Genomic DNA, 19,969 nt, shown 5'->3' with positions numbered 1-19,969 from the left:
CAGGTGTACATGAGCGGAGATGTGATGAATGAAAAAAAGAAATCTTGATTCAGCGCCATGGATCTGGAGAACCATTAGTACAGTATCCATATTAACAACATTACTGCTGTTATTTGGATTTGGATACGCCATTAAAGACGTTATTTTTCCTGAGGGAGATGCCCAATTAGGTACAGGACAGCAAACAACGTCACCTGCCAAGGAAAACGGACAATCAAAGCCTGCGGTGAATGATGGCAAAATTCAAATGGCTGTGATTGGTGATTCCCTGGCAAGAGGTACAGGGGATGACGAAGGGCTTGGATTTGTAAGACGGGCAGGTAATTTGCTCAAAGATCAGGGATATGATGTGCAGGTGCTGAACAATATGGGTGTGAATGGTTTGAGAACAGACGCATTGTTGAACAAGTTAGATGAACAGGGCGTACGTTATGTCTTACAGCAATCCAACTTTATACTGTTGTCGATCGGAGCCAATGATCTGTTCCAGGGTGGACAGGTTCTCCAGGGAGAAGACGCGCCAACGGCAGAAACACTTGCTGCGGCGTTACCGGAGACGTCGAAGCGTTTGCAGGAGATTTTGAAGAAAGTGAAAGAAATTAACCCTGATGCACAGATTGCCTACATAGGGCTATACAATCCGTTTGGGGATGTGAAAGAACTCAAAGAGCCAGGAAATGCGGTTGTAGCTGCATGGAACGATGCTGCAATGAAGGTTCTGAACAACGAGGACAAGATGACACTTGTGCCTACATTTGATCTGTTTGAAAATCACCTGGGACAGTATTTGTCGTCAGATCATTTTCATCCCAATGGAGAAGGCTACGAGCAGATTGCGGTTCGGATTGCACAGGAATATCAGGCAGGGACTCCAGCAGAAGGGAGCGGAAAATAAATGGCACAAGAACAGACTGATTCCGTATTGTCCGTGCATCATCTGAAGAAAAAGATTGGACGCAAATGGATCATTAAGGATGTCACTTTTGATGTTAAACCAGGTGAAATTTTCGGTTTTCTGGGGCCCAATGGTGCCGGGAAAACAACTACCATCCGGATGTTAGTCGATCTGATTAAACCGACAGAAGGCAAAATTCAAGTCTGCGGATATGATGTCAATCGTGATCCTGAACGGGCCTTGAAATACGTCGGTTCCATTGTTGAAAACCCGGAAGTGTACACGTATTTGACCGGATGGGAGAATCTTGAGCATTTTGCCCGTATGCAGCCCGGTGTAGATAATGACCGTATTCAGGAAGTTGTGGATATTGTACGTCTCGATCAGCGGATTCATGATAAAGTAAGAACCTACTCTCTGGGGATGCGTCAACGACTTGGCATTGCACAGGCATTGCTTGGTCGCCCACGGCTGCTGATTCTGGATGAGCCAACGAACGGACTTGATCCCAAAGGGATTAAGGAACTTCGTGTCTTTATCAAACAGCTTGCAAGCGAAGGCATGGCAGTATTCGTCAGTAGTCATTTGCTCAGCGAGATCCAGCTTCTTTGTGACAGGGTGGCAATTATCAGTGCCGGGCGCGTGCTTGCAGTTGGCGGCGTCAATGAACTGATTGAAGACCATTCCAAATTGGCAATATGGCATGTTACTCCGTTGGAGGAAGGTAAAAAAATGCTGTTGAATGCAGGTGTTTCCCTGGTGGATCGGCCTGCGGATGTTATGGACGATACCATTGTTGCAGGGCTTGGTCTGAATGCGGTCGTTGCTGAAATGCATGAAGATCGGATTCCCGCCTTAGTCCAGCAAATGGTGCAAGCCGGAATTCAGGTTGAAGGAGTGCAGCGAATTCAGCCTACGCTGGAACAGCTATTCTTAAAAATGACAGAAGGTGAATCCATTGAGTAACATCATGCCGCTGATCCGAAACGAAACGATCAAGATGGTAAAGAAAAAACGTCTTTATATTATTTTTATCGTGCTCGCGGTCCTGGTTCCGATGTTTACGTATGCCCAGATGAAATCTGCGGAAAATAATCGTGACAAGTTTGGCGGCGACTGGCGGCTTGAACTGCAACAAGCCATTACGGATAATCAGAACTCGCTTGGCAGTGACCGGGTACCTGAAGAGTACAAAAAGTACAGGACTGTGTACATCCAGCAAATGCAATACTATCTGGAGAATGACATCAATCCGAAGGAGCCTGGTGGTGTAACTTTTACGCGGGAATTCATGAATAACGCAGTTGGATTGTTTATCCCACTGCTCATTATGGCGATTGCTTCGGATCTGGTATCTGGTGAGCGCACCACAGGTACGATTAAAATGCTTCTGACCCGTCCCGTCAAACGTTGGAAAGTGTTGCTGAGTAAGCTCATCACGTTGATTATGTTCGTGTCGATTATTGTGGTGTCAGCGTACGTTATCTGTTATGTCATCTCGGGAGCGGTATTCGGATATAAAGGTTTCGGTATGCCGATCTTTACCGGATTCAAGGTTGTGGGTACAGATGTCGATATGTCAGCAGTCCATGCTGTGGACCAGTGGTTGTATATGCTAATGCAGGCAGGGCTGATCTGGTTTGTCAGTATCATTGTGGCGATGCTTGCCTTCATGGTCTCTGTATTAGTGCGAAGTACAGCAGCAAGTATTGTCATCATGATGGCAGCACTCATAGCAGGAACTATTCTCACCAGTATGGCTGCATCCTGGCAGTCAGCCAAATATTTGTTTATGGTTAACCTCGAACTTCCGAATTATTTGTCTGGCGGATTGCCACCAATCGAAGGGATGAATTTAGGTTTTTCCCTTATTGTGCTTAGTGTTTGGGGCATTGCTTCACTCTTTGTGTCATTCATTGTCTTTACGAAACGGGATATCTTGAATTAAAATGGACAAGGATAAGAAAACATCTGTTTGCATTTCAGGCATTTTTTTAGTTGCAAGTTAAGAAGGGGGAGCATGAATGGTCGAGCAAATCGATATGTCGGCAGGTTCGACAGGCGGAGGACAAGGGTCTTCAGGCTACGACGCGGACGACATTCAAGTACTTGAAGGACTGGTAGCGGTACGGAAACGGCCGGGGATGTACATCGGCAGCACCAGTACTTCGGGTCTACATCATTTGGTATGGGAAATCGTGGATAACGCTGTCGACGAACATCTCGCCAAATTCTGCTCCAAAATCGATATCACGCTGCATAAGGACGGTTCTGTTACGGTTCAGGATAACGGAAGGGGAATTCCGACAGGTATACATAAAACAGGGATTCCTACTCCCCAGGTCGTGTTTACGATTTTGCACGCAGGCGGAAAGTTCGGTGGATCAGGATATAAAAAATCCGGCGGTTTGCACGGTGTAGGTGCGTCAGTTACAAACGCATTGTCCGAATGGCTTGAAGTCGAGATTTTCCGTGATGGCAAGATTCATCGTCAACGATTCGAGTATTGGCAAGACAAAAAAGGCGTTGAGCATGTCGGAGAACCGGTGTCTGGTCTCGAAGTATTGGGCAATACCAATCGAACGGGAACCAAAGTTACGTTTAAACCGGATATTCGGGTGTTCCAGAACGGCATTCAATTTAATTATGATACACTGGCAGAACGTCTTCAGGAGATTGCTTTTCTGAATTCGGGTCTGAGAATTGTGCTCAAGGACGAACGGTCAGGCAATCAGGATGAGTACATGTACGAAGGCGGAGCAAGCCAGTTTGTTGCTTTTCTTAACGAAAATAAAGATGTGCTGCATGATGTCATTCACTTCTATGCGGAGAAGGATGACATTGAGGTCGAAGTAGCGATTCAGTATAACGCGGGTTATACCGAAACGCTGGCGTCGTTCGTGAACTCGATTCCCACTAGGGGCGGCGGTACACATGAGACCGGATTCAGAGCCGCTTATACACGTGTGATGAATGACTACGCACGGCGTACCAGCATGATCAAAGAAAAAGATAAAAACCTCGAAGGCAATGATCTTCGTGAAGGCATGATGGCGGTCATCAGTGTCAAAATGTCGGAGGTTGAATTCGTAGGCCAAACGAAGGATCAACTCGGTAGCGCTTCCGCACGTAGCGCAGTGGATTCTGTCGTGTCCGAGAATATCCAGCGTTTTTTGGAAGAAAACCCGCAGGTTGCGCAAACGTTGATTCGCAAAGCGGTTCAGGCCTCCAGAGCCAGAGAAGCTGCACGAAAAGCTCGGGATGAGATGCGGACCGGCAAAAAACGCAGTGAAAGCTCCAACCTGAACGGCAAACTGACTCCGGCACAATCCAAGGATTTTACCCGAAATGAACTGTTTATTGTCGAAGGGGATTCCGCAGGGGGTTCAGCCAAACAGGGACGTGATTCCAAGATTCAGGCGATACTCCCGCTTAAGGGTAAACCACTCAATCCGGAAAAAGCGAAATTGGCTGATATCCTCAAAAATGAAGAATATCGTGCCATTACATCGGCCATCGGAGCAGGTATTGGAACCGAATTTGCAGTTGAAGACAGCAATTATTCCAAAATCATAATTATGACAGATGCCGACACAGATGGCGCACATATACAGGTATTGTTGCTGACTTTCTTCTACCGGTATATGAAACCGCTCATTGATGCAGGCAAAATATATATCGCTCAGCCGCCATTATACAAACTCACACGCAAATCAGGAAAAATGGCTAGTGTACGTTATGCCTGGACTGATGAAGAGCTGGCGAATTACATGAAAGAATTTGGAAACAATGTGGAGCTTCAACGTTATAAAGGACTTGGCGAGATGAACCCGGATCAACTGTGGGAGACAACGATGAACCCTGAAACACGCGCATTGCTCAAAGTAGAAATTGTCGATGCAGCAAAAGCGGAACGTCGTGTATCTACACTCATGGGTGATAAGGTTGATCCGCGCAAACGCTGGATTGTAGAGAACGTCGACTTTACAGAGTACGAAGAATAGAAGGTGCTTGGAATGAGTCTATCAGAACAATTTATGCCGGCCTTTCTCGAAGAGGTCGTAGGTGACCGTTTCGGTCGCTACTCCAAATACATTATTCAGGACCGGGCCATTCCCGATGTACGGGATGGATTGAAGCCGGTGCAGCGGCGTATTCTTTACGCTATGTACGATTCAGGTAATACACCGGAGAAACCATATCGGAAGTCCGCAAAAACAGTTGGGGATGTTATGGGTAACTACCATCCTCACGGGGATTCCTCCATTTATGATGGTATGGTACGGATGGCACAGCCATGGAAAATGGGGCATATGCTTGTGGACGGTCATGGAAACTGGGGATCACAGGATGATGACCCGGCAGCGGCCATGCGGTATACGGAGGCCCGTTTGTCGCCCATCGCAATGGAGATGCTTCGCGATATCGAGAAACGGACTGTTCTGTTTAAGGATAATTTTGATAATACGGCCAAAGAACCGGTGGTATTACCATCCCGTTATCCGAATCTGCTGGTCAATGGTGTAAGTGGGATATCGTCTGGTTTTGCTACAGAGATTCCTCCACATAATTTGCGTGAAACCATTGATGCTTGTATTGCCGTAATGGAGAAGCCGTCAATTGAACTGGATGAAATCATGATGTTTATGAAGGGTCCGGATTTTCCAACAGGCGGATTAATCATGGGCGGCGACGGCATTCTGGATGCTTATCGCACAGGTAAAGGACGGATCTATCTCCGCTCCAAAACCGATATCGAGAATATGCGCGGTGGCAAACAACAAATCGTGATTACCGAGATTCCTTATCAGGTCGTAAAATCCCGTTTGGTTACGGCGATGGAGAACATCCGACTGGAGAAAAAGGTTGAAGGCATTGCCGAAGTACGGGATGAGAGTGGGCGTGAAGGCCTGCGTATCGTCGTTGAGCTGAAAAAAGAAGCAGATGCACAAGGGATTTTGGCTTATTTGCTGAAGAAAACCGATCTTCAAGTCACTTACAACTTCAACATGGTTGCGATTGTGAATAAAGCCCCACAGCAATTGGGATTGAAATCAATCCTAGAGGCTTATATTGCCCATCAGCGTGAAGTAGTAACGTTCCGTACCCGCTTTGAGCTGGAGAAGGCGGAAGACCGTGCACATGTGCTGGAAGGTCTGGTAAAAGCTCTTAACATCCTCGATGAGGTCATTGCGGCTATCAAAGCGTCGAAGAACCGTCAGGATGCTCAAAATAACCTGATGTGGATGTTTGGTTTCTCCGAACGACAGGCGGATTCCATTCTCACTTTGCAATTATACCGTTTGACCAACCTGGAGATTACTTCTCTGGAAAAGGAACTCGGCGAACTGATGAAGAAGATCGCGCAATTACGCTCTATTTTGGATAGTGACCGCAAGCTGATCGGAGTCATCCGCAAAGAGCTGATGGAGATTCGTGAGAAATATGGAATTGATCGTCGCTCAGCCATTCAAGGCGAAGTAGAAGAACTCAAGGTTAATCTGGAAGTGCTGGTGAACGCCGAAGATGTATTTGTCACCTTGTCCAAAGAGGGATACATCAAGCGTACAGGCATGCAATCATTCACACGATCCGGCGGGGAACGTAACGCAAGTGGTGTGAAGGAAGGCGATTATATCGCCCAGGTCCTTGAAGTTAACACGCTGGAGAACCTGCTGGTATTTACGCAGAAAGGCCAGTATTTCCTGTTGCCTGTACATCAGGTACCGGAATTCAAGTGGAAAGATCCGGGGACGGCAATCGTCAACGTTATTCCTCTGGCAAAAGACGATCGAATCTCAAGTGTGCTTGCTGTTAAATCCTTCGAAGAGCCGGATCACAGTCTGGTCTTTGTCACCCGCAAAGGGCAGGTTAAACGTACCGAGCTGAAGGAATACGTCACCAAGCGTTCCGGCGCAGTAGCCGCATGCAAAGTTGGCAAGGATGATGAGGTATTATCCGTTCATCTAAGCACAGGTGGCAAAGATATTATGCTGATCACCAAAGAAGCCATGGCTATCCGTTTCCGTGAGGATGAAGTAAATCCGATGGGGCGTGTGTCTGGAGGCGTACGTGGTATTCAGTTAAAAGAAACGGATGAAGTTGTATCTGTTCTGTGGGTGGAAGGCGATGAAGGCGAGGTTGCTATATTGTCTGACTTGGGTTATGGCAAACGCTCGTTACTGCTGGATTATGCTCTGCAGAGCCGTGGCGGCAAGGGACTGGCAACATTTGAATTCAAGGAAGGCAAACGGGTGAAACCGAACGGTAGCCGAATTGCCGGAGCATTCTATTGTCGGGAACAACGAAATGTAACGGTGATGACCAAGGAAGGTCAATCACATCACATTTCTTCCGAAGCTGTACCTATTACTGAACGGAAACATATTGGTAAATTGCTTGTGCATGTGGACAAACAGGATGAAATTGTGGAGCTTATGATGGATCTCACAGAGAATCAGGCAGCTTCTTCGTCCTAATAAGGATTCAATAATGACTTAATAATGACTCTTTGCTGATCAGGGAAACCTGTCATGTGAAGAGTCTTATTTTGTTGTTCCGACGCGGATTACAAGAGGACCTCCATGCGAAGATTAACAACCTTCGTCGATTACGGTCGATCGCTGGGAAATTGAAAAAAGGCAGCAGGAATGCGGCTTTGAAGGGCGAAAACTTAAGCAGGTGAAGTGATAACCGGTTACAGAGAGGAGCGATTCAAGATGTATAATTCCGATTTTGCCAAGTGCTGGTCAAGGCTGACTAAGGACTACAAGCTGCATATGGATCATGAGCTGGCACCCTCGTTAACAGAGGCACAGCTGGCCGTACTTGAGGTTCTTGAGGATCACGAAAAGATGAAACCATCCGATCTGATTCCTTTTCTGGCTACAACACCCGCAGCAGTAACGATGTTGTTGGATCGTATGGAGAAAAACGGACTGATTCGCCGGGACCGGGATGATCAGGATCGACGAATTGTATGGATATCCCTATCGGATAAGGGACGCATGGAGACCGAACGGGGAATCACGATTCGTAATGAATTTATGAATTCCGTTCTCAGCAATATTTCAATGCATAACCAGCAGTTGCTGGTTTATCTACTAGGCAAAATGACGACACCAAAAACAAAAGAGCATGCCTTGTCCACTTCTTAATGACGATGGACGGATGAATAATAGTAACCATGGAACTCTTGCTTAACATGCAGGAGGGCTGTGGTTATTTTTTTATTGATGTGTACTTTAAAGAGTTTTGCCTGTTTTGGAGGGCTAAGAATAAAATCTAAAATTTTATATGTAAAGAGTTGACTATGTAAATATTTTTGCTATAATAAGTAATTGTTCCCCTGATATTTCGTGTACGAAATATTATATTCCATAAGTAAAAGGGTGAATTAATGTCTGACACATACGAAGTATTCTACATTATTAATTCGTTTCGGCAGGTCAATCAAATGCTCTTCCGGGTATTCTGGAATGAAAACAAGGAAATTGAGCTCACTTCAATTCAATTCATGGTGTTATCCATTCTGAGAGAGCGCCCTTCAATTGGTATCAATGAAGTGGCTGACCTCTGTCATATGGGCAGCAGCTCCATGAGCGCTGTGGTGGAGCGCCTGGTCAAGGGTGAGTACATTGTGCGAACACGTTCCGACTCGGACCGCCGATCCGTAAAGCTTCAGATTACGGATAAAGGGGAAAAGGCCCAGCAGGAAACACACCGTTTGTGGATGGAGCGAGTGTCACCGATTCTGGATATCCCGAAGGAAGACCTTGAGCACCTGCTAAGAATTCATAATCAAATGATGGAAAAGCTAGAAGGAAGAGAGATGAACAACCAATGAGTACTACTGCAGCAGCAGCGCCATCCTCTGCGATGGACAACATTAAGAAAGGCCCGATTGTGGCCGCATTGTTAATCGGTGCATTCGTCGCCTTCCTGAACCAAACTTTGATGAACGTAGCTCTTCCTAAAATTATGGAGGACCTCGGCATCGGAGCGAATAAAGCCCAATGGCTGACTACGGGTTATATGCTCGTCAATGGTGTGTTGATTCCGGTTACGGCGTATCTGATCGCCAAATTCTCAACACGTCAAATTTTCATTACGGCCATGACGCTCTTTACATTAGGGACCTTGGTCTGTGGTCTAAGTCCGAACTTTGGTATTCTGATGGTCGGTCGTGTTATTCAAGCGGCAGGGGCAGGTATCCTGATGCCTCTGATGACGGTTGTATTCTTGACCATCTTCCCGATTGAGAAGCGTGGTCAGGCTATGGGTACGATGGGGATCGCGATGATTCTCGCTCCTGCCATTGGACCGACACTGTCAGGTTATGTGGTTGAGCATTATTCCTGGAGACTGTTGTTCTATATCATTTTGCCATTCTCCGTGATTGCAACTGCAATCGGTATTGCGTTTGTCAAAAATGTAACACGTCAATCCAAACCTAAATTGGACTATCCAGGTGTTATTTTATCCACACTCGGTTTTGGTAGCTTGTTGTACGGCTTCAGTGATGCGGGTACAGACGGATGGGGCAGTGCAATTGTAATTGCATGTCTGGTCGTAGGGGCCATTTCCCTGATCCTGTTCGTTATTAGACAGATGACAACCGATCATCCGCTGTTGGAGTTCCGTATTTTCAAATACAACATGTATACATTAACAACGATCATTAACATGCTTGTTACGATGGCGATGTTCGCTGGTATGATTTTGCTTCCGATTTTCTTGCAAAATATTCGTGGATTCTCACCGATTGAATCTGGTTTGCTGATGATGCCGGGCGCCATCCTGATGGGGATTATGTCTCCAATCACAGGTCGCATCTTCGATAAAGTCGGAGCACGCTGGTTGTCCGTTGCCGGCCTTGCCATTACCGCTGTCACAACTTGGGGGCTCAGCCGACTGTCGATTGACACTACTTATGGTTACATGATGTTTATCTACACAGCTCGTATGTTCGGTATGTCGATGTTGATGATGCCAATTCAAACAGCGGGTCTGAATCAGCTTCCACAGCGCCTGAATGCACATGGTACAGCGATGTCCAACACATTGCGTACAGTTGCGGGTGCAATTGGTACAGCGATTCTTGTTACGATTATGAGCAGCAAGCTGAAATCCCATCTGGCTGATACTTTGGCAACTGGTCAAATCTCTCCAGATGATAAGGCTGCGATGCTTCGTGCTACTGCAGATGCAACAATTTACGGCGTAAACTATGCGTTTGTTGTAGCGACAGCGATGACTGTAGTTGCACTGCTGCTGGCGTTCTTTATCCGTAAAACAAAACCGGCTACTGAACCTGTAACCACTGAGCAACAAAAAGTGAATGCAACAGCTTAAATCAAACTCGATTACTGTTATTATTCATGTAATAAAGGTCTTATATATACAAAAGAGAGTTCAGGCAGATCACACTGCTTGAACTCTCTTTTTGTTATGCCTTGTTTGGACTTTATTCTTCATCGGTCGATACATCAAGATCAAGTAGGAAGGCAGGACCAGGATCATGACCAAAGAGTCGGAGGTTGATGCTTCCATCCATCTGAAATTCAACGCCCTCGCTAATGAGCTCCGACTCCTGCATCAAACGGGAATGCTCGTCGGGAATGGCTATCAGCCCTTTGGCGTTGACGACACGGTGCCAGGGAAGGCGCTCCTTCCGGCTCATGGAGTGCAGAATGCGTACAACCTGTCTGGCAGCTCTTGGGCTGCCTGCATGAGCGGCGATCTGTCCATACGTCATGACTTTTCCTTCAGGGATTGCTGCGATGATAGCGACGACCTGTTTCGTAAACGGTGTCATAAGAGTGGCTCTTCCTTTCCATTGGAGTAAAAAACCGTGCCATTCAGATAGGAATCTGGATGACACGGTTGACGGTCGGATTGATCTGATCTTGTGAATGATTATTAAAAATAGATCGATTAATGTTCCGCTTTAAATGATTTATCATACACAGCCGCCGGCCACTCTGCCCATGGGAATTCACGGGGAGGCAGGGATTGCAGCACAATTTCTTCCTTCGTTACCGGGTGGGGAAAAGCAGCGATCGCAGACCAGAGCGCAATTTGTTGTCCGGGCTTATTCACACTTGCACCATACTTTTGATCTCCGAACAGCGGACAGCCCATTTCTTTCATTTGGACCCGGATCTGATGTGATCTGCCTGTGTGCAGCTCGATGTGAACCAGACTGTAACGGTCCGTTTCGCCGATGACCCGATAATCCAGAACAGCATCTTTACCACCAGTTGTACCCTTGGGCACAACAGTAACGGTATTGGTACGCGCATCTTTCAGCAGCGTGTGCTTTAACGTCCCATGTTGTGCAGGCAGCTTGCCATGTACAACAGCCGCATATATTTTGCGGAAATGACGTCCCCGAACCGTCTCGGATAATCTTGAAGCAGCCTTCGATGTTTTGGCAAAAATCATTGCACCACCAACGGGGCGGTCCAGTCGATGTACTAATCCGAGATAAACGTTACCAGGTTTGTTATATCGCTCTTTCAAATCCTGCTTCAGCAGTGTAAGCAGATCCGGATCACCCGATGCATCTTCCTGGGTAGGCACATTGACTGGTTTCGTAATGCCTAACAAATGATTGTCCTCAAACAGAATCGGAATATTTCCCGTTGTTTGCGAATGTTCGGACATCATGAGGACTCCCAGCGGCCCAAGATGCCGCATGGCAGATCCAGACCACTACGGGTAATGGGAAGACCGATTTCACCTGCTGTAATTTGACCGCCGTATTGAGCAGACATCGTCATTGTCAGCATGTTGCGCAGAACAGTAGACGAAATACCGGTTGTATAGGAATTGACCAGCATGAATAATGGGTTATCGGACAAAATTTCCATACACGATTTCAGGAAAGGGTAGAGGTTCTCTTCCAGCTTCCATGTCTCTCCGTTAGGGCCGCGGCCATAGGAAGGCGGGTCCATAATAATCGCGTCATACCGATTGCCGCGACGTTGTTCGCGCTGTACGAATTTGAATACATCGTCTGTAATGAAACGAACAGGACGATCCGCGAGACCGGATAATTGAACATTCTCTTTAGCCCACTGTACCATGCCTTTAGCGGCATCCACGTGCACAACGGAAGCTCCGGCATAAGCAGCAGCAACAGTTGCACCACCTGTATACGCAAACAGGTTCAATACAGAGATGGGACGGCCTGCTCCAGCAATTTTATCCATCATCCAGCTCCAGTTAGCCGCTTGTTCAGGGAACAGACCGGTATGCTTGAAGCTGGTTGGTTTAATATGAAATTTCAGGTTTTCGTATCCGATGGTCCAGCGTTCCGGGATCGGTTTTTTCATGTCCCAGCTGCCGCCGCCCGAAGAACTGCGGTGATAATGACCGTGAACCTGGCGCCATTCATTGGTTTCTTTTTCAAGGGGCCAAATGATCTGTGGATCGGGTCTGCGCAAAATTACATCGCCCCAGCGCTCCAGCTTTTCGCCGCCTCCTGTATCGATTACTTCATAGTCCTTCCAATTCTTTGCTACGTACATAATGATTTATCCATCCTTCAAAAGTCATTTGGATACTATTGTACAACAAAAAAGGGCCTGTACGCCAGTTGCGATGGGCGCCTGAAAGGGTGAATTGCTTTTCGTAGTGTTGAATTTGGTTCATCCCCATATACTGAATTGGAATAGAAATGAAAATTTAATTTGACAATGATAATCATTATCACATATGATTTTGATAATTTCAAATGTTACTTCTTCAGGAACAGTATGACATGATCAATAAAAAGTGAGGGAAAAATAGATGGCTAAATTGTTAGTGGCTTATGCAAGTATGACAGGAAATACGGAAGAGATTGCGGAACTGATCGTCGAAGGAATCAAACAAGGTGGGCATGAAGTGGATCTCAAGTCCGTAACGGATTGCAATGCAGCTGATGTGCTTGATTATGACGGGTTTCTCATTGGCGTATACACGTGGGGAGACGGTGAACTGCCGGATGAATTCCTCGATTTTTACGAAGAGCTGGATGAGCTTGATCTGAGTGGCAAACGGGCAGCGGTGTTCGGAAGTGGCGATACTTCTTATGAGCAGTACTGCGGGGCCGTAGATCTCGCGGCAGCGAAGCTGGTGGAGCGTGGGGCGGAGGTATCTCCAGAGATGCTGAAGATTGAATATAGTCCGATGGAGCAGGAGAAGGATACGTGCCGTGACTTTGGCAAACGTTTTGCTGCTGCCGGATTACAGGTGTCCTAAAAATCATGTTAAGACATAATGTTCAGGCAGCTCTGCAGCCGGGAATGTCAGACACCCCGCTACGTCTGCTTGAAGATTACAGATTGGAAGAGATGCTGCGCAGCCCGCATCGGTTCATCCGCCCGGAACCGGAGGCTGAACAGCGCTCAGCGCTGCAATGGAGACACCGTGTTCAATATGCAGTCAGCCATGCAGTCAATGCTTTTTACAGTTTGGACCCGGAAGTGCGCAAAGAGGTGCCTGTACAGTATTTACTCGAAAAGTGGTGGCCTAGAAAAGCGACCGGATTCGAATCTGTACTTCATTACTGGGATGTAAAAAACAAAATTACGGATGAATTATCCCTTGCAATTGCGATGAACGATGATTTGAAGCATCCGACCATTCTGTTTGAACAATGGCGAACGGAGCTTCCTACCTTGTCGATGCATCTGTCCATGATCTTCCAGGCGGCTTGGCAGCCAGAGGGCTGGGATTCGCTGCTCATCCAAAAATATATGGTTGTCCATGATCCAAACGTCGTTGAGGCGTTCCAGCATATGGTGAGCGTGTTCTGCTGGGAAGCATTTGGCAAGCTGCCAGGCATGATCGAAATTTATTGTTTGCTTGAAGGTCGCAAGATTAGATGTATCCCGGGACGTCAATCGCTTGTCCGATCGATGGACTATATTCGACTGATTCGTGACAGCATTTCTAGCACAGAGAAGGTGGAATCTGACCAATTTACGGTTCAGGACAAAGCGAGAGTGCATGATGAAGTTGATCGGTGGAGAAGTGAGACAGAACCGAAAAAAAACTGGTTGATGTAAAGAATGACAAGGGATGTTGCGAACTATCGTGCAGATTAAGGAGGGATGAGCTATGTCTACCGGTTTGAGACAAGATACAGCAAGCGGCAAGAAACGTACAGGAACTTGTGAATTCAGCCCGTTGCCTGTACCACAGTCGGTGATAAGACGGTTGCTGGATGAAGCAGATCCATCTTTATATGTGATAAGTTCAGCGCCTTGGCGGTTTATGTTGTTTGCCAGTGAAGGACGTCAACTGTATCTGGAGGCGGTCAGACAGAGTTACCCACCACATTTGGCAGATCGCTACGGGGACTGGGCTACATATCAATATACAGAAGCTATTCCGGCACATCTGGTTGTTGTCGCTCCTTCAAGTGCCAGGGAGGACCATGTTTTGCCTGCAAAAGCCTGGAGCAAACGTTTTTGCATCCTGGCAGCAGAACAGGGTTTGAATGCCGTCTGGAAGATCAATGATTATCAACAGCATCCCGTGTTTATGAATTTGATGGGTTTAACGAGTAAGGAAAAGGTATTGGGTGTATTCCACATCGGTTACGGAGACCAGTCTGCACTTCGGGACACCGACGCAGGCAGACCAGCCTCTGAACTGATGACGGTTTACGACCATCTGGTTTAAACGGGGGGATTATCCCTCATTCTTACTTGCCGGTTTTGGCAATAAACTTACGAACGAGCTGACGATAGGATTGATCTGCAGAAACTGCTGAATACAGCCGGTTCGACACGGTGATCGTGTTACCAAAAAAGAAACGTTCGAACTGGGTCTGTCTGCCACCGAAAGATCCTGCTCCAAGCTCCCAGATCAGACGAAACAATGCTGTGCGTTCCTGAGATACCATGTCGGTTCCTCTCAGGTACGTATCCAGGTGCGGTGCGATATCGGAGCGGAATTCTTCTTCCTGAGGCACCATAATTACACCGCTGGAACCCAGGAGCTGTAAGATTTCAATCATCTCTGGATACAGCTTGGGAAATAAAAGGTTTGCTGCCATTAACGGTTTGGGGGCAGGTATTATAAATCCCCGTCCATCATCTATAGCACCGGCTTCTGCTGCCAGAGCCAGTGCTTTTAACGATTCAAGACCAGCGAGTACCCTGGCTGTTTTCTCTATCACATGCGTTTCAGCAGCTTGATCGAGCGTGTCAGCGAGTAACTGGATGGTGCCCAGGACAAATTCCGTTTTGGCGATATACCGGCATATGACCTGATGTCCTGCGTGAATGTGAAAATGGCTTCCACTAAAAAGACGGCCAGACAATTCCTCATTACCGACGAAGAATATCCGTTCATGAGGAACAAGCACATGATCAAAAATGACGATGTTATCCATCTCTTCATACCTGGAACTGAGAGGATAGTTGAAATTGGATTCGGCTGCGTAGGTATCCCGGCAGATCAGACTAATTCCAGGCAGGTCATTCGGTACAGCAAAGGCAAAAGCGAACGGATTTTCATCGTCGAACGGTGCCGGTGAAGGGGAAGGATATACCAGGATTTCGTCTGACGTAGCGGCCTGAGTGGCCATCATGAATGCACCATTGATGATCAGACCTTCTTCAGTGCGATCAACCACTTTGGCGGCAATGGCATCTTCGGTCGCGTCCAATTGTCCCGACATTTTACTGGCATGAGGCTGGATAAAGGCATGGGAGAGGGTAATATCATTATCCCGGCAGTAGGCATAGTAGTTTCTCAGATTTTCGGCGTATTGTGGCGATACTTCTTCAATAATATCTGCTCCGGTATAAAAGGCCATAATTGCTGTGTTCATATAATCGGGTGATCGTCCCAGAAAACCATGGTGAGTCCCTGACCAAATGTTCATTGCTTCTCGGCGTCTGCGCAGGTCATCCACACTGGTTGGAGGCAGAAAGGACATACCGACTGGTTTTCCGTCAGCTGGGGATGCATAAGTCATCGTATCGATCAAATGCGGATCGGACTGAAGATCGTACAGCTTCGCTTGTGTCTGCATCAAACCTGCAAACGCAAAATGTTCAGAACGTTTTCCAGTAACAAGTTCTCCTTTATACCAGCATGGGACCGTCTGGGCATCGATACGTTCGATATACTGTTTGCCACTTTTTACGGGCATCGTTACTCACCTCTATGATCTATTCGTTCATGGGCAGTTTGACTGCTCTCGTAGTGTACGTGAATAGGCAGTCCAATGTGCATGAAGAGAGGGGAGTTCAGATTTTGCAGAAAAGAGCTTGATAATAATTATCATTCTTGTTACAATAGAAAAAGAAAAAGGAACCATACGGCTCCTTTAACTTGTACAATTTGAATTTGTTATTTTACTTCAAAAGTTTTGCAATCCGTTTCAGCGGATTCACTCACTTTTTTGGAACTGTGACTCACGATGTAGATTGAAGATGCGTTGCATTTGTTCTCTTCAGCCCAGTGACGACAGGAGTTAACCTCGCATAATACGTCTTTTGCCATGATTGATAACCTCGCTTTAATTGGATTACAGTCGTTGGTATAAAAGAACATCCGGAATTGGCAAGTTGCCGCTTGCAAATCTGGAAATATTTTGTGCTCTCTCGAGTAAATAGAGGGCTTTTTTGCGTTATACACAACGATGCATATTTAGAATAGCAAATTTTACTACCGCTTGCAACAAATTGGACTGGACTCACGATAAATGATGGACAAGTCACATAAACTTTGCAAAGAGGCCGTCTTATGTTATTATTTAATAGTAATAATTACGATTAAAAGATCATTAAATATAAATGAGAATGAATCGATACGATATAACCTGGATGACTTCCTGAGACATAGAAGAAGGAGAACGATCAACGATGAGCAAAACCAATCACATAAACCGGATTCCCCGAGCGAAAGGCATCGATATGGCCGCTTTTTATTCGCCGAAAGAGTGTGGCCGCAAGGCAAAGCATATTGTATTCTCTGCAGACAATGCACGGGTTGTGGAGGAGTTTATTACGATTCTCGGTATGAAAGAGCAGTTTGCAGAACATGATGTACCGATGCCGAACAAAATGGTGATGTTTGGTCCACCGGGCACAGGCAAAACCTTAACTGCTTTCCATCTGGCACACCGACTTCAGCTTCCTCTGGTCCTTGTAAGGCTTGATGCCGTTATACACAGCCATCTTGGAGAGACGGGAAGCAATGTCCGTAAATTATTTGAATATGCACGGGCTAACCCCTGTGTGTTATTTCTAGATGAATTTGATGCCGTAGGTCGTACGCGTGAAAGTAATGATGAGGTTAAAGAAATGGCTCGTGTCGTCAATACATTGTTGCAGTGTCTTGATGAATTCGATGGAGACAGTATTCTGGTTGCCGCTACGAATCTGGAGAGACAGCTGGATCATGCGATATGGCGGCGATTTGATACCAAAATGACCTATGGGATTCCGGATGAATCAAGCCGCAGATTATATATTAGCAAGCTGATGGGGCAGTTTGAGCAGGAGAGCCGACTGGAAGAATTCACGTGTGAACGCCTCGCAGGATGCAGTTATGCGGATGTAGAGCAGATTGTCTTAAAAGCTAAGCGGAAAGCCATTATTGCCAACAGCCCATTACATGAGCAATTCATTAATGACGCGTATGCAGAATATATGCCGCGGGTTCTGGCCACATAGCTTGTATATGAATATCAGCAACCACTGTCACATAACGAATAGCCCGGTTCCTGTGAAGGAATGTCGGGCTATTCGTTATTTCAGCAAGCTGCATAGGCCGTTGGGTCTTGTTCTTTGGCAGATGAAGAAAGCCCGTTTATGACATGCATGCATTGATTTGATGCATTGAATTTAGGCGTTAGCCGTTGCGCGGTAAGACGGTTCTTTCTCTGTTTTTTCAGGACCAGACCATCGTGGCAAAGTTAAGGTGAAAAGACTGCCTTCAGGACTGCTGGAGGTTAAGGATAGCTCCCCTCCCTGAGCACGAGCAAGCAAGCGGCTGTAGGTCAGTCCCAGACCCAGCCCACGGGTAAGGCGTTTTTTGATCTCGCCACGGTAAAAACGTTCGAAGATCTTGGGTTGATCTTCTTTAGTGATCCCCATACCGTTATCCTGCACATCAACAAACAAGTTGTCCTCCACCGCGCGCAAACGGATATGAAAGACGGCAGCTTGGTCGGAAGTGGCTGCTTGCAGCCCGTTATTGAGCAGGTTGACAATGATCTGCTGAATCCGAAGGGCATCACCGATGGTATAGAGCGTACCCGATGGTGTATGCAATTCAATCTCGGGAGACTTGTCCTCATAAGCGATTTTCCACTGATAGATAATCTCACTTACCAGCAAATTCAAATCTAAGCGTTCCCGACGAACAGCAACACTTCCAGCGCTCATCGCATTGTAATCCAGCAGGTCAGCGACCATGCGTTCCATCCGTTCGGATTCTTTGAGTGCGATGTCCAGAAATTCCTTTCCTTCCTTCGGACTAACAATATCGTCCCGGACAGCCATCACGAGTCCTTTAATGGACGTTACCGGCGTTTTTAATTCATGGGTTACCCCAGCAAGTGACAGGGCACGCCATTCCTCCAATTGCTGCAAACGAATGGACATCTCGCGAAAAGACTCTACGAGTTCATTCATCTCCCGTTCCCGTGTGTTCAGATCCAAATTCACTTCATAGTTTCCGTTTCGAATCTGCTCCGCGGCATGGGCGACTTGACGAATAGGCCTGGACAGCTTGCGGGACAGGAGGTAGATCGTAAACCAACCACATAGGATTAAAGCAACGAACAGGATGCACACCACCAGCATCGTTTCCGGATTGTATGCAATGGACTTTTTGGATTGCATGACCCACACTTTACCCAGCATCTGATCGTCATCTATCACGTTAACCATCACCCCGGCGAATTTTTTGTTTCTTGGTTCGCGTAGGTCGTCAGACAACCTGTAATACACATCCTGCTGCGTCATTTTCGGTTGGGAATAAATCAATTGATTATTGTTGTCGAGCACCATAATACAAAAGTAATTATCTGTATTGAAAAGCTTGGTACGCTTGTCCACGAGCCTGTCGAGATCCGGAGGAATATACAGGTTGTTTTGTGTTCCTGTGACCTTCTCGGCGATTTCCAGCCCTAACAGCTGGGCCGTTTTGAGACCTTTCTCAATGGAAGTGGTTCTGATCCAGTAGAGTGCCCCTGCAACAATAATGGTGAAACCGATGCAGAGGATTAGAAAATAACGAAGCGTCCAGTAGGACAGAATGGATGTTTTACGTTTTGGTGTATTTCGTTTTAGTTGGCGATCCAAAATTGATACCCCATTCCCCGTAAAGTCCGGATTTCTCCCGTTTCAGGCAGCCAGTGGGATAACGCCTGACGCAGCCGTTTGATCGACAGGTCCACAGCCCGGTCACTTCCGTCATAGTCCATGCCCCATACCTGTTCAATCAGATGGTCCCGGGTGAATGTGCGATTGGGGTATTCCGACAGAAACAGGAGCAGTGACAAATCACGTGGTGTGAGTGCAACCTTGGCACCGTTCAAAAGTACCTGTTTGGCAGCCAGATCAATGACCAGATTGCCAAAGTAACGTTTGCCTTCACCTTCAGCTGTCCAGTGTGGATTGCGGCGAAGCACAGCATTGACCCTGGCGACCACTTCCTCGGGCACAAAGGGTTTGCTCATATAATCGTCAGCACCGGCATTCAGCCCATTCAGGCGGTCCTGAATATCATCCAGTGCGGTTAACATGATGACGGGACAAGCACTTTTTTCGCGGATGATTCGCAGCAGATCCCAACCGTCCATTCCAGGCAGCATCACATCCAGCAAGACCAAGGAAGGCACATCCGAATCAAATAAAGTTAGGGCAGTGGGCCCATCCGCTGCCTGGCGAACGTCGAATCCCGCTTTTCGAAGATAGGCAGCAAGCACGCGTGCAATGGCTTGTTCATCTTCGACGATAAGTATGGATTTCAAGAAGGTGTCTCCTTTCACTTCAGAAGCTTGTGTACTGATTTTACATGAGCGGAAGCACAATGCCAATGAGGCAATTATTTTCA

The 19,969-nt window shown here is 46.8% G+C and carries 19 protein-coding genes; 12 read left to right on the top strand and 7 right to left on the bottom strand.

Features of this window, described 5'->3' with window-relative positions:
• Positions 1 to 28 precede the first annotated feature (28 nt).
• From MKY42_RS20770 to MKY42_RS20735, 8 genes are all read left to right on the top strand, one after another.
• Positions 29 to 895 carry a GDSL-type esterase/lipase family protein gene (locus tag MKY42_RS20770; RefSeq protein WP_339844345.1) on the top strand — a complete coding sequence of 289 codons (867 nt, stop codon included), beginning with the start codon at positions 29 to 31 and terminating at the stop codon, positions 893 to 895.
• Entirely contained in the window at positions 896 to 1,861 is a 966-nt protein-coding gene (locus tag MKY42_RS20765; RefSeq protein WP_179264084.1) for an ABC transporter ATP-binding protein, read from the top strand. It abuts the gene before it with no gap.
• Positions 1,854 to 2,843, top strand: coding sequence for an ABC transporter permease (locus MKY42_RS20760; RefSeq protein WP_063563174.1), 990 nt, complete (start codon positions 1,854 to 1,856; stop codon positions 2,841 to 2,843). Before MKY42_RS20765 ends, MKY42_RS20760 begins: the two co-directional genes overlap by 8 nt.
• Before the next feature lie 76 nt (positions 2,844 to 2,919).
• Positions 2,920 to 4,899 carry a DNA topoisomerase IV subunit B gene (parE, locus tag MKY42_RS20755; RefSeq protein ID WP_099858369.1) on the top strand — a complete coding sequence of 660 codons (1,980 nt, stop codon included), beginning with the start codon at positions 2,920 to 2,922 and terminating at the stop codon, positions 4,897 to 4,899.
• 12 nt (positions 4,900 to 4,911) lie between these two features.
• Positions 4,912 to 7,374 (top strand): DNA gyrase subunit A, encoded by a 2,463-nt coding sequence (gene gyrA, locus MKY42_RS20750; RefSeq protein WP_179264086.1) that lies wholly within the window; start codon positions 4,912 to 4,914, stop codon positions 7,372 to 7,374.
• Positions 7,375 to 7,614: 240 nt separating this feature from the next.
• A complete protein-coding gene (locus MKY42_RS20745) occupies positions 7,615 to 8,052 on the top strand; it encodes a MarR family transcriptional regulator (RefSeq protein ID WP_090900403.1) in 438 nt (145 codons plus the stop codon).
• Between the two features lie 242 nt (positions 8,053 to 8,294).
• Positions 8,295 to 8,741, top strand: a complete 447-nt coding sequence (locus tag MKY42_RS20740) for a MarR family winged helix-turn-helix transcriptional regulator (protein ID WP_090900400.1) — start codon at positions 8,295 to 8,297, stop codon at positions 8,739 to 8,741.
• The gene (locus tag MKY42_RS20735) at positions 8,738 to 10,249 is read left to right on the top strand and encodes a DHA2 family efflux MFS transporter permease subunit (RefSeq protein WP_090900397.1); all 1,512 of its coding nucleotides are present in this window, start codon (positions 8,738 to 8,740) and stop codon (positions 10,247 to 10,249) included. The genes MKY42_RS20740 and MKY42_RS20735 overlap by 4 nt, the downstream gene beginning before the upstream one ends.
• A gap of 112 nt (positions 10,250 to 10,361) precedes the next feature.
• On the opposite strand, the gene MKY42_RS20730 is transcribed toward MKY42_RS20735, so the two are convergent.
• The 3 genes from MKY42_RS20730 to MKY42_RS20720 all read right to left on the bottom strand — a co-directional run bounded on the left by MKY42_RS20730 (position 10,362) and on the right by MKY42_RS20720 (position 12,429).
• Positions 10,362 to 10,712, bottom strand: a complete 351-nt coding sequence (locus MKY42_RS20730; RefSeq protein ID WP_090900394.1) for an MGMT family protein — start codon at positions 10,710 to 10,712, stop codon at positions 10,362 to 10,364.
• A 119-nt stretch (positions 10,713 to 10,831) separates the two neighbouring features.
• The gene (locus tag MKY42_RS20725) at positions 10,832 to 11,566 is read right to left on the bottom strand and encodes an RluA family pseudouridine synthase (protein WP_339844333.1); all 735 of its coding nucleotides are present in this window, start codon (positions 11,564 to 11,566) and stop codon (positions 10,832 to 10,834) included.
• A complete protein-coding gene (locus MKY42_RS20720) occupies positions 11,563 to 12,429 on the bottom strand; it encodes a class I SAM-dependent methyltransferase (RefSeq protein ID WP_339844331.1) in 867 nt (288 codons plus the stop codon). The genes MKY42_RS20725 and MKY42_RS20720 overlap by 4 nt, the downstream gene beginning before the upstream one ends.
• Before the next feature lie 262 nt (positions 12,430 to 12,691).
• Between MKY42_RS20720 and MKY42_RS20715 the strand changes: the two genes are divergently transcribed.
• The 3 genes from MKY42_RS20715 to MKY42_RS20705 are packed head-to-tail and all read left to right on the top strand — an operon-like array spanning position 12,692 to position 14,572.
• Positions 12,692 to 13,144 carry a flavodoxin gene (locus MKY42_RS20715; RefSeq protein ID WP_064636952.1) on the top strand — a complete coding sequence of 151 codons (453 nt, stop codon included), beginning with the start codon at positions 12,692 to 12,694 and terminating at the stop codon, positions 13,142 to 13,144.
• Positions 13,145 to 13,149: 5 nt separating this feature from the next.
• Positions 13,150 to 13,953, top strand: coding sequence for a hypothetical protein (locus MKY42_RS20710; protein ID WP_339844325.1), 804 nt, complete (start codon positions 13,150 to 13,152; stop codon positions 13,951 to 13,953).
• A 52-nt stretch (positions 13,954 to 14,005) separates the two neighbouring features.
• A complete protein-coding gene (locus tag MKY42_RS20705) occupies positions 14,006 to 14,572 on the top strand; it encodes a nitroreductase family protein (RefSeq protein WP_339844323.1) in 567 nt (188 codons plus the stop codon).
• 22 nt (positions 14,573 to 14,594) lie between these two features.
• Here the strand turns inward: MKY42_RS20705 and MKY42_RS20700 are convergent, their stop codons facing one another.
• Together MKY42_RS20700 and MKY42_RS20695 are read right to left on the bottom strand one after the other, a co-directional pair.
• Complete coding sequence (locus MKY42_RS20700) at positions 14,595 to 16,052, bottom strand: 4-hydroxyphenylacetate 3-hydroxylase N-terminal domain-containing protein (RefSeq protein ID WP_339844321.1); 1,458 nt, start codon at positions 16,050 to 16,052, stop codon at positions 14,595 to 14,597.
• A 200-nt stretch (positions 16,053 to 16,252) separates the two neighbouring features.
• Positions 16,253 to 16,405, bottom strand: coding sequence for a DUF1540 domain-containing protein (locus MKY42_RS20695; protein ID WP_090807335.1), 153 nt, complete (start codon positions 16,403 to 16,405; stop codon positions 16,253 to 16,255).
• 362 nt (positions 16,406 to 16,767) lie between these two features.
• Here MKY42_RS20695 and MKY42_RS20690 point away from each other — a divergent pair, with 362 nt between their 5' ends.
• A complete protein-coding gene (locus MKY42_RS20690) occupies positions 16,768 to 17,580 on the top strand; it encodes an ATP-binding protein (protein ID WP_179264094.1) in 813 nt (270 codons plus the stop codon).
• 171 nt (positions 17,581 to 17,751) lie between these two features.
• Here the strand turns inward: MKY42_RS20690 and MKY42_RS20685 are convergent, their stop codons facing one another.
• A complete protein-coding gene (locus MKY42_RS20685; RefSeq protein WP_179264096.1) occupies positions 17,752 to 19,215 on the bottom strand; it encodes a HAMP domain-containing sensor histidine kinase in 1,464 nt (487 codons plus the stop codon).
• Positions 19,200 to 19,886: a response regulator transcription factor gene (locus tag MKY42_RS20680; RefSeq protein WP_090900369.1), complete on the bottom strand. Its 687-nt coding sequence runs from the start codon at positions 19,884 to 19,886 to the stop codon at positions 19,200 to 19,202. Before MKY42_RS20680 ends, MKY42_RS20685 begins: the two co-directional genes overlap by 16 nt.
• Positions 19,887 to 19,969 lie beyond the last annotated feature (83 nt).

Origin of the sequence: Paenibacillus sp. FSL W7-1088, assembly GCF_037969855.1 — a bacterium.
GTDB lineage: Bacteria > Bacillota > Bacilli > Paenibacillales > Paenibacillaceae > Paenibacillus.
This window is presented reverse-complemented; position numbering and strand designations above follow the sequence as displayed.

Coding starts and splice junctions, on each gene's coding strand:
- MKY42_RS20770 (WP_339844345.1), top strand. CDS start 29: ATGAAAAAAAGAAATCTTGATTCAGCGCCATGGATCTGGAGAACCATT.
- MKY42_RS20765 (WP_179264084.1), top strand. CDS start 896: ATGGCACAAGAACAGACTGATTCCGTATTGTCCGTGCATCATCTGAAG.
- parE (WP_099858369.1), top strand. CDS start 2,920: ATGGTCGAGCAAATCGATATGTCGGCAGGTTCGACAGGCGGAGGACAA.
- gyrA (WP_179264086.1), top strand. CDS start 4,912: ATGAGTCTATCAGAACAATTTATGCCGGCCTTTCTCGAAGAGGTCGTA.
- MKY42_RS20745 (WP_090900403.1), top strand. CDS start 7,615: ATGTATAATTCCGATTTTGCCAAGTGCTGGTCAAGGCTGACTAAGGAC.
- MKY42_RS20740 (WP_090900400.1), top strand. CDS start 8,295: ATGTCTGACACATACGAAGTATTCTACATTATTAATTCGTTTCGGCAG.
- MKY42_RS20735 (WP_090900397.1), top strand. CDS start 8,738: ATGAGTACTACTGCAGCAGCAGCGCCATCCTCTGCGATGGACAACATT.
- MKY42_RS20730 (WP_090900394.1), bottom strand. CDS start 10,712: ATGACACCGTTTACGAAACAGGTCGTCGCTATCATCGCAGCAATCCCT.
- MKY42_RS20725 (WP_339844333.1), bottom strand. CDS start 11,566: ATGATGTCCGAACATTCGCAAACAACGGGAAATATTCCGATTCTGTTT.
- MKY42_RS20720 (WP_339844331.1), bottom strand. CDS start 12,429: ATGTACGTAGCAAAGAATTGGAAGGACTATGAAGTAATCGATACAGGA.
- MKY42_RS20715 (WP_064636952.1), top strand. CDS start 12,692: ATGGCTAAATTGTTAGTGGCTTATGCAAGTATGACAGGAAATACGGAA.
- MKY42_RS20710 (WP_339844325.1), top strand. CDS start 13,150: ATGTTAAGACATAATGTTCAGGCAGCTCTGCAGCCGGGAATGTCAGAC.
- MKY42_RS20705 (WP_339844323.1), top strand. CDS start 14,006: ATGTCTACCGGTTTGAGACAAGATACAGCAAGCGGCAAGAAACGTACA.
- MKY42_RS20700 (WP_339844321.1), bottom strand. CDS start 16,052: ATGCCCGTAAAAAGTGGCAAACAGTATATCGAACGTATCGATGCCCAG.
- MKY42_RS20695 (WP_090807335.1), bottom strand. CDS start 16,405: ATGGCAAAAGACGTATTATGCGAGGTTAACTCCTGTCGTCACTGGGCT.
- MKY42_RS20690 (WP_179264094.1), top strand. CDS start 16,768: ATGAGCAAAACCAATCACATAAACCGGATTCCCCGAGCGAAAGGCATC.